This is a genomic window from Paramuribaculum intestinale, from assembly GCF_003024925.1.
Classification (GTDB): Bacteria; Bacteroidota; Bacteroidia; order Bacteroidales; family Muribaculaceae; genus Paramuribaculum; species Paramuribaculum intestinale.
Genome location: NZ_PUED01000015.1, coordinates 20,386 through 27,633, shown reverse-complemented (window position 1 = coordinate 27,633; position 7,248 = coordinate 20,386). Strand labels below are relative to the sequence as shown.

Annotated in this window: 7 protein-coding genes; 1 reads left to right on the top strand and 6 read right to left on the bottom strand. The window is 59.5% G+C overall.

All coding sequences use genetic code 11. From position 1 onward, the window contains the following. From C5O24_RS02500 to dnaN, 5 genes are all read right to left on the bottom strand, one after another. The coding region (locus C5O24_RS02500; RefSeq protein ID WP_107681404.1) for an AAA family ATPase at positions 1-1,227 on the bottom strand (1,227 nt) is incomplete at its 3' end. A 37-nt stretch (positions 1,228-1,264) separates the two neighbouring features. Further along, the gene (gene porD, locus C5O24_RS02495; protein WP_107036089.1) at positions 1,265-2,167 is read right to left on the bottom strand and encodes a type IX secretion system protein PorD; all 903 of its coding nucleotides are present in this window, start codon (positions 2,165-2,167) and stop codon (positions 1,265-1,267) included. After that, entirely contained in the window at positions 2,164-3,366 is a 1,203-nt protein-coding gene (gene coaBC / locus C5O24_RS02490) for a bifunctional phosphopantothenoylcysteine decarboxylase/phosphopantothenate--cysteine ligase CoaBC (RefSeq protein WP_107036090.1), read from the bottom strand. Before coaBC ends, porD begins: the two co-directional genes overlap by 4 nt. Then, positions 3,363-4,136 (bottom strand): 3'-5' exonuclease, encoded by a 774-nt coding sequence (locus tag C5O24_RS02485; protein ID WP_107036091.1) that lies wholly within the window; start codon positions 4,134-4,136, stop codon positions 3,363-3,365. The genes coaBC and C5O24_RS02485 overlap by 4 nt, the downstream gene beginning before the upstream one ends. A 56-nt stretch (positions 4,137-4,192) precedes the next feature. Further along, entirely contained in the window at positions 4,193-5,317 is a 1,125-nt protein-coding gene (gene dnaN, locus C5O24_RS02480) for a DNA polymerase III subunit beta (protein ID WP_161553771.1), read from the bottom strand. Positions 5,318-5,515: 198 nt separating this feature from the next. Here dnaN and C5O24_RS02475 point away from each other — a divergent pair, with 198 nt between their 5' ends. Further along, entirely contained in the window at positions 5,516-5,950 is a 435-nt protein-coding gene (locus C5O24_RS02475) for a DUF695 domain-containing protein (protein ID WP_161553770.1), read from the top strand. Between the two features lie 7 nt (positions 5,951-5,957). On the opposite strand, the gene C5O24_RS02470 is transcribed toward C5O24_RS02475, so the two are convergent. Continuing rightward, the gene (locus C5O24_RS02470; RefSeq protein WP_107036094.1) at positions 5,958-7,238 is read right to left on the bottom strand and encodes a BamA/TamA family outer membrane protein; all 1,281 of its coding nucleotides are present in this window, start codon (positions 7,236-7,238) and stop codon (positions 5,958-5,960) included. Between the last annotated feature and the right edge of the window lie 10 nt (positions 7,239-7,248).

The following is a 7,248-nucleotide window of genomic DNA, read 5'->3' as shown; positions in this document are numbered from 1 at the left end:
ATCCATGCCGGTGGCCGAGATGTCGGCCGGATCGACGCGCACCTCCACCTGAAGGTTTTTCATGCCGAGCGGCATGGCGCGCTCCCGCAGCATCGCGGCGAAATCCGCAGCCGCCCGGCGGCGCGTGGCCGTGATCTCGGCCGCACTCTCTTTGGCCAGAGCAAGCGCGCGTCGCGCCTCCCGCTCCAGATCGGCCACTGTGGTGTCGGAGTCGTCGAGCTGCTCCAGACGCGCGCGCAGTTCCTCGCGGCGCTCTATCAGCTGGTCGACCGTCTCGGCCTTGTGGCGCGACAGCAGCGAGTAGAGCGTGTCGATACGTTCCTCGGCCGCCTCAAGCTCGCGCGGATCGGCGCTCAGCCCGGCGTCGGTTTCCGACAGCGTCGCGGCGATGTCGGCAAGCTCTATGCGGATAGTGGCCAGACGGCCCGGTATGTCGTCGGTCTCGTCGAGTGCCGCTCCGAGGCGGTCGCACGCGCCGGCCGCTTCGTCGACGAGCGATATGGCATTGCTGCCACCGTCGGAGAGCGCCTGAAGAGCGTCGTAGAGATCCGACTTCACCGCCGTGAGATTGCCCAGCACCTCGCGATCCTTTTCGAGCTGCTCCAGTTCTCCGCTCTGAAGCCGCGCCGAGTCGAGCTGTTCGAGCTGATAGCGGGTGAACTGCTCGTCGTCGCGCACGCGCTCCAGCCGTGCCTTGGTCTTCTTGAGCTGACGCACGGCCGAACGGAACGCGTCGAAACGCCGGCCGTACTCCCGGAGCCGCTCGGCGTTTCCGGCCAGAGTGTCGATGACCTGCAGCTGAAATCCCGGCTGGGCGAGCAGCTGATTGTTGTGCTGACTATGGATGTCGATGAGATTTATCGCTATCTCCTGCAGACGCGACAGCGGCACCGGCGAATCGTTGACAAACGCTCTCGACCGTCCGTTGGGGGCTATCTCGCGGCGTAGTATGCACCGCTGCGGATCCCAGTCGATGTCGGCCTCGGCGAACACCTGCCGCAGGTGGGGATAGGCCTCGATGGCAAATACCGCCTCGATGACCGACTTGCGGTCGGCACTTCGCACGGCCTTGGTGTCGGCCCGCCCTCCGAGTAGCAGAGAGAGCGCCCCGAGCATTATCGACTTGCCGGCTCCGGTTTCGCCGGTGATTATGTCGAGTCCGGGATAGAAACGGATGTCGACCGCATCAATCAGCGCATAGTTGGATATATGCAGTGTTTCGAGCATAAGGGAAGTATTATGATTTAACCGACAGTAGCAGGTTTTATTTCCTGGGGTTCTTTATCTTTTCCATGGCTTCGGACTCCGACGGCCAGAGAGCCGTCAGCAGCGCCGCCGCCTCGCGGCGCTCGTCGTCGGAGGCCTTGGAATAGAGTCCGACAAACTCGTCGAGCTTGGCATCGCGCATCAGAGCCGCGAGCGGCGTCATGGGCGACTGCGAGACCATGTCGCGCAGCCGCTGCAGCGTCTGCCCTATAGTGGCGCGCCCCTTTTCGGGGCTGACGGTCATGACGTCAAGACCGCGACGGTGGTAGTCGTAGAGAAGAGTACGGAAGGCCGCGGTGGGAGGCTCGGTCAGCGCCGCGAGCAGCGAGGCGCGGTTGCGCGGGGAGTCGATGGCGCGCCACCCCTTGCCGCCCGACGACCGGGCCAGAGTGACGATCTGCGAGGCCACCCCGTAGAAAGGAGTCCCGCCCTCGGGCGCAAAGCTGTCGGCATCGACAGCCAGAATGAGATACACATAGAAATCGAGCAGCGCCGTAAGCTCCGAATCGATGGCGTCGCGCGCAAAAACGAGAGGCTGTCCGGACGAATAGGGAAACTCCACCTCGGCGTCCCTGACATTGAGCAGCGTGGTGGTGTAGCTGCTGTCGTAGACCGGTCGGGTGGACTGCACCGTCAGGACGGCGCTCACCTTGTCGTCGGCATATGACTGCACGTCGAAAAACATCCGGCACTCGATCCGCTCTCCGGGAGCTATACGAAGCTCGGTGAACGAGGTGGTGTTGACATACTCCGCGACGGCCTCCTGCAGCTGACGCGCCACGTCGGAGGGCATCGTTTCGGTGCGGCTGACATTGACCTCCACCTTGCAGTTGAGCTCGGAGCAAAGGGCCACCGCCACGGCAGCCGCAAAGGCGACCAGTGTCAGCAGCATCCGTTTCATCGCATGGCGCAGATTTGATCGAGGATATCGCAGGCCACCTCGCGTTTGGATTTCAGATCGTAGCGGGTGGTGCGGCCGTCGGCCGAGAGTATGGTGACGAGATTTGTGTCGGTACCGAATCCGGCTCCCTTGTCGCGGAGAGAGTTGAGCACTATCATGTCGAGATGCTTGCGCTTCATCTTGTCGGCGGCATTGTCCATCTCGTGGTCGGTTTCGAGCGCAAAACCCACCAGCGTCTGTCCGGGGCGCTTGCGCTCTCCCAGTGCCGCCGCTATGTCGGGGTTCTTCACCAGGCGGATGACCGGAGGCTCTCCCCCCTCGCGCTTGATCTTGCTCAGTGCGGGCTCGACAGGAGCATAATCGGCCACAGCAGCAGCCATCACGGCCACGTCGGCACCGGCAAACTCATGCTCGGCGGCCTCCATCATCTCGCGGGCCGACTCTACCTTTATAACCCTGACGCCCGGTTCGGAGGGAACGACACTCACCGGACCGCTGACCACGGTGACTTCGGCGCCACGGCGCGCGGCCTCGTCGGCTATGGCATAGCCCATCTTGCCCGACGAATAATTGCCTATGAACCTGACAGGATCTATCTTCTCGTAGGTGGGTCCGGCTGTAATCATCACTTTCAGCCCCTTCATTGACGCGGAAGCGTCAAAAAACGCATCGACAGCCTCAAGTATCTCCTCAGGCTCGGCCATGCGGCCTTTGCCCACAAGATGACTTGCAAGTTCGCCGGCACGCGAGTCGATGACATGGTTGCCATACGAACGCAGCAGCCCGATGTTGCGCTGCGTGGTGGGGTGGGCCATCATGTCGAGATCCATGGCCGGAGCCACAAACACCGGAGCCTTGGCCGACAGATAGGTGGTGACGAGCATATTGTCGGCCACTCCGCAGGCCATCTTGGCTATGGTGGAGGCCGTGGCGGGCGCTATCACCATGGCGTCGGCCCAGAGGCCTATGTCGACATGGCTGTTCCACTGCCCTGTATTGGCTGTGAAAAACTCGCTTATGACCGGACGACCGCTCAGAGCCGACAGCGTGACAGGAGTTATGAACTCCTTTCCGGCAGGGGTGATTACCACCTGCACCTCCGCCCCTGCCTTTACAAACAGGCGGAGCAGGCTGACCGACTTGTAGGCTGCGATACCGCCGGTGATGCCGAGTATTATGTGCTTGCCTTTCAGCATCAGTTGCCTTCGGTTTTCATACGGAGCCTCACGGCGGTGAAGGCATCCTTGGTGTTCTGCGAGAAATCGCCCTGCATTATCCAGTTGTAGTAGCTCGGATCGGTGCGCAGCACCTCCTCGGCCAGACGCCCCTTGTACTTGCCGAAATTCACCACCTCGCGGTGTTTGTCGTCGTAGACCAGACGCCCCATGAAGTCGACGTTGCGGTTCTGCGCCGAGTATTCCGAAAGATATGATATGTCGTTGGGCAGATCGTCGTAGTGGTCGAGTTGCGCCTTAAGCACCTCATAGGTGGCGCGTGTGTCGGCGTCGGCCGAATGTGCCTCGGTCAACTCCTTGCCGCAGTAGAAGCGGTAGGCAGCCACGAGCGTGCGCTGCTCCTTCTTGTGGAATATCGTCTGCACGTCGATAAACCGCGGCTTCGTGAAGTCGAACTTTATGCCTGCACGCTGAAACTCCTCGTCGAGCATCGGTATGTCGAACCGGTTGGAGTTGAACCCGGCGATGTCGCATCCGGCGAAAATCGAAGCCAGATCCTTGGCTATCTGCTTGAACGTAGGCTCGCCGGCCACGTCGGCGTCGGTGATATGATGCACGGCCGTGGCCTCGGGCGGGATGGGTATCCCGGGATTGATGCGTCGGGTGCGCGATATCTCCTTGCCGTCGGGCATGATCTTGAGTATCGACACTTCCACGATACGGTCCTGCGTGATATTGGTGCCGGTGGTTTCGAGATCGAAGAATATTATCGGTTTGTTGAGATTGAGTTCCATAAAGCAAAGCGTGGCTGGTAGAGTGGAGATGATGGAATGGGTGTGCCGGATCAGTGTCAGTCGACGATATGCATCGGCATCAGCAGCATCAGCAGCTCGGTGCCCGGCGCGTTCTCAGCCGGCAGACAGATGGCCGCATGACTCGGATCGGCAAGTTTCATCATCACGTCGGGAGTGGAGAGGGTGTTGAAAATCTCGAGCAGATAGGGCGCTCCGAATCCGATGAGCAGTTCGGCGCCGTCATACTGGCACGGCAGCGACTCCAGACCCGATGTGCCGTAGCTGCTGTCCTGCGCGCGGAGCGTGAGATTGTCGGCCGAAAGCTTGAACTTCACCAGACCGTTGCCGTCGTCGCCGAACACGCATACGCGGCGCAGCGAATTGATGAGCGACTGGCGGTCGATGGTCAGCGTGTAGGGGTTGCCTGCCGGTATCACTCTCTCGTAAGGAGGGAAATTGCCCTTGATGAGGCGGCAGTCGAAGATGTAGGACGACGACTCGAAGCGCACGTTGCGCTCGCTGACCGTGACTTTGATTGAATCCTCCTTGGCGAAAACGTTCTTTAGCACCGTGGCGGGCTTGAGCGGCAGTATGAACGAGCACTCACACTGAGGCTGCACGAGCGAGTTGGTGAACTTCACCAGCTTGCGTGTGTCGGTGGCCACAAACACGATATGATCGGGCTTCACGTCCCATAGAATACCCATCATCTGCGGACGAAGATCGTCGGTGCCTACGGCGAAGAGTGTGTTCTCGATGCCTTTCATCACTACCTCCGTCGGGCATACAAAGCTGAGCCGCTCTCCTTCGTCGGCCTGCTCGGGCTCGGGATATTCGCGTCCGTTGATACCCACCGTAGAGTAGTCGCCGCTCGAATAGGAGATCTTCACCTCGAGGTTTTCGTCGTTGATATCGAACGTTATACCCTGATCGGGAAGCTCGCGGAGCAGCTCCACGATGCGGCGGGCGTCGAGGCAGAAGGAGCCTTCGCCTTCAGTGCCTGTCACGTCGAGGCGCGCCACCAGTGAGTTCTCCGAATCTGACGCCTTCACCGTCAGGGTGTCCTCCTCCAGAACAAAGAGGAAGTTGTTGAGTATCGTAAGCGGATTTTTTGAGTTTATTACCTTGCTTACAGCTGAAACGAAACCGCTGAGGGTCTTGCTCGGAACGTTGAATTTCATATCTTCGTAAGGAGTTGTAGTTACTGACCTACAAAGGTATGTAAAAAAATCGGCATTTGGAGTCATGACGCATGCATTTTTTCAGCCTTTTCGCCCGCGCATTCCGCAGTCCGGTTTTTGAACTGCGACAATTTGCAATTAAAAATGTTTTGGAGTAATTTTACGCAAGAAACCCAACCACGACAACACAACAATCTCATGAGCGATACAGGCGAATGGTGGACCGCTCCGGCCGAAAGCGAGAGCGGACAATTGATTATGGTCACAGGGCGTCGCGATGTGGAGAAATTCCGCGCGAATCCCCGGTTCAGCATCAGAGTGGAAGTGACATGGCCCTACACACCCAAGCCCGACGGGATGCCCTCGGAAGAGGACTCGAAGGTGATGGAGCAGGTGACGGATCTGCTCAACGACGAATTCAGCCGCGATCCGGTGGCGGTAATGACCGGCATCTTCACCGGCTCAGGCGAGCGCAACTGGGTGTTCTACACCCTTTCGACCCACATTTTCGGCCGCAAGCTCAACGAGATGCTGGAACCGCTGCCGGTGTTGCCGCTCAGCATATCGGCCGAAAACGATCCCGGATGGGAGGCCTACGACGAGATGGCCGACGCTGAGATACATCTCGACTGACACACGGTCAGAACGCCTCGCCGACGGCAAACACGAAGCCGGCCGTATGACGGCCTATGCCGTAGTCGATGCGGGCGTTGACGCCATGCTTGAATTCAAACCGCAGCCCTATGCCGCCGTTGGGCAGCCACTCGGGGCGGATCTCCTTCTTCGACAGGTTGCGGAACGACGAGAACACCGCCGCCTGACCCAGCCATGCGGTCATGCCGATGCGCCACCAAATATGCTGGCGAAGCTCGGCCTGAAGCGACATCTGACTATTGTCGATATACGATCCCATGTAGTAGCCGCGCATGCGTATGCCGTCGCTGGCTATCATCTCGCGCATGCTCCACGGAGTGTGCGAACTATTGAACTTTGCATACAGATCAAAGGCGAGAGTGGCGCCGCGCCACAGACCCAGATATGCGTTGCCTATGATCAGATGGCTCTGAAACGACGCCGGAGCGCTCCCCAGCTGACGCGGATAGAACATGTAAGTGTAGCTCAGATGCACTCCGCGGGTGGGCTGCAAGATACTGTTGCGGGAGTCGATGGAGAGCGAGGCGCCGAGTCCGGTCACGTAGTACTGCCGCCGGCCGCCGAGCAGATATTCCGGATTCGACATGCGACGGGCGTCGGTATAGTCGAAATTGGTGTGAAAACCGGCATGAAGGTGGTGTGTGAGCTTATAGACCAGCTCCGTGCGCAGATCGATCTGGCGCCGGTCATATTTCGACTTGGGATTGACGGCCGTCTCCTCGGAATTGATGCCCCAGAAATCGAGCCTCTTGCGATATGCCTCGAATTTATAGCCGAGTCGCAGACGGTTGCCGGGGAAAATATTGTTGCCCTTGAAAGTGAACACGAAGAAGCCGTTGAGCGAAGCATTCAGGCACGCAAACAGATCGGACGGAATGCCGACACTGTCGGTGCGGTCCACGCGATAGAGTCCGGTGCACAGCGCCCCGATGCCGAACGACGCCTCGCGGGTGTAGCTCGGCGAGATACCGAAGCTGAGATCAACCCGCTTCTCGCGGGTGCGGTCGACGCTTCCGGCCATAAAACCGTTGAGATAGTTTTTAACCTTTGGCGGCAGCCGGTTGAACAATGGCAATGAATCGACCTTGAAATCGCTTGTCGGCGAAGGAGCTTCGGCCGTCGCCGGAGCTACGGCCGGAACAGCGATACTGTCACCGGCATCGGCCACTGCGCCACGCGCGCCCACACGCGCCACCGACATGACCATCAGGAGCATGACCGCTCTGACAGCCGCGCAGCAGGGAGGATGAAGGCATCGATATTTCATCGACGTGGCT

Bases quoted from the DNA above. Each gene is read 5' to 3' on its own strand.
- porD (WP_107036089.1), bottom strand. From the start codon at position 2,167: ATGAAACGGATGCTGCTGACACTGGTCGCCTTTGCGGCTGCCGTGGCG.
- dnaN (WP_161553771.1), bottom strand. From the start codon at position 5,317: ATGAAATTCAACGTTCCGAGCAAGACCCTCAGCGGTTTCGTTTCAGCT.
- C5O24_RS02485 (WP_107036091.1), bottom strand. From the start codon at position 4,136: ATGGAACTCAATCTCAACAAACCGATAATATTCTTCGATCTCGAAACC.
- C5O24_RS02475 (WP_161553770.1), top strand. From the start codon at position 5,516: ATGAGCGATACAGGCGAATGGTGGACCGCTCCGGCCGAAAGCGAGAGC.
- C5O24_RS02470 (WP_107036094.1), bottom strand. From the start codon at position 7,238: ATGAAATATCGATGCCTTCATCCTCCCTGCTGCGCGGCTGTCAGAGCG.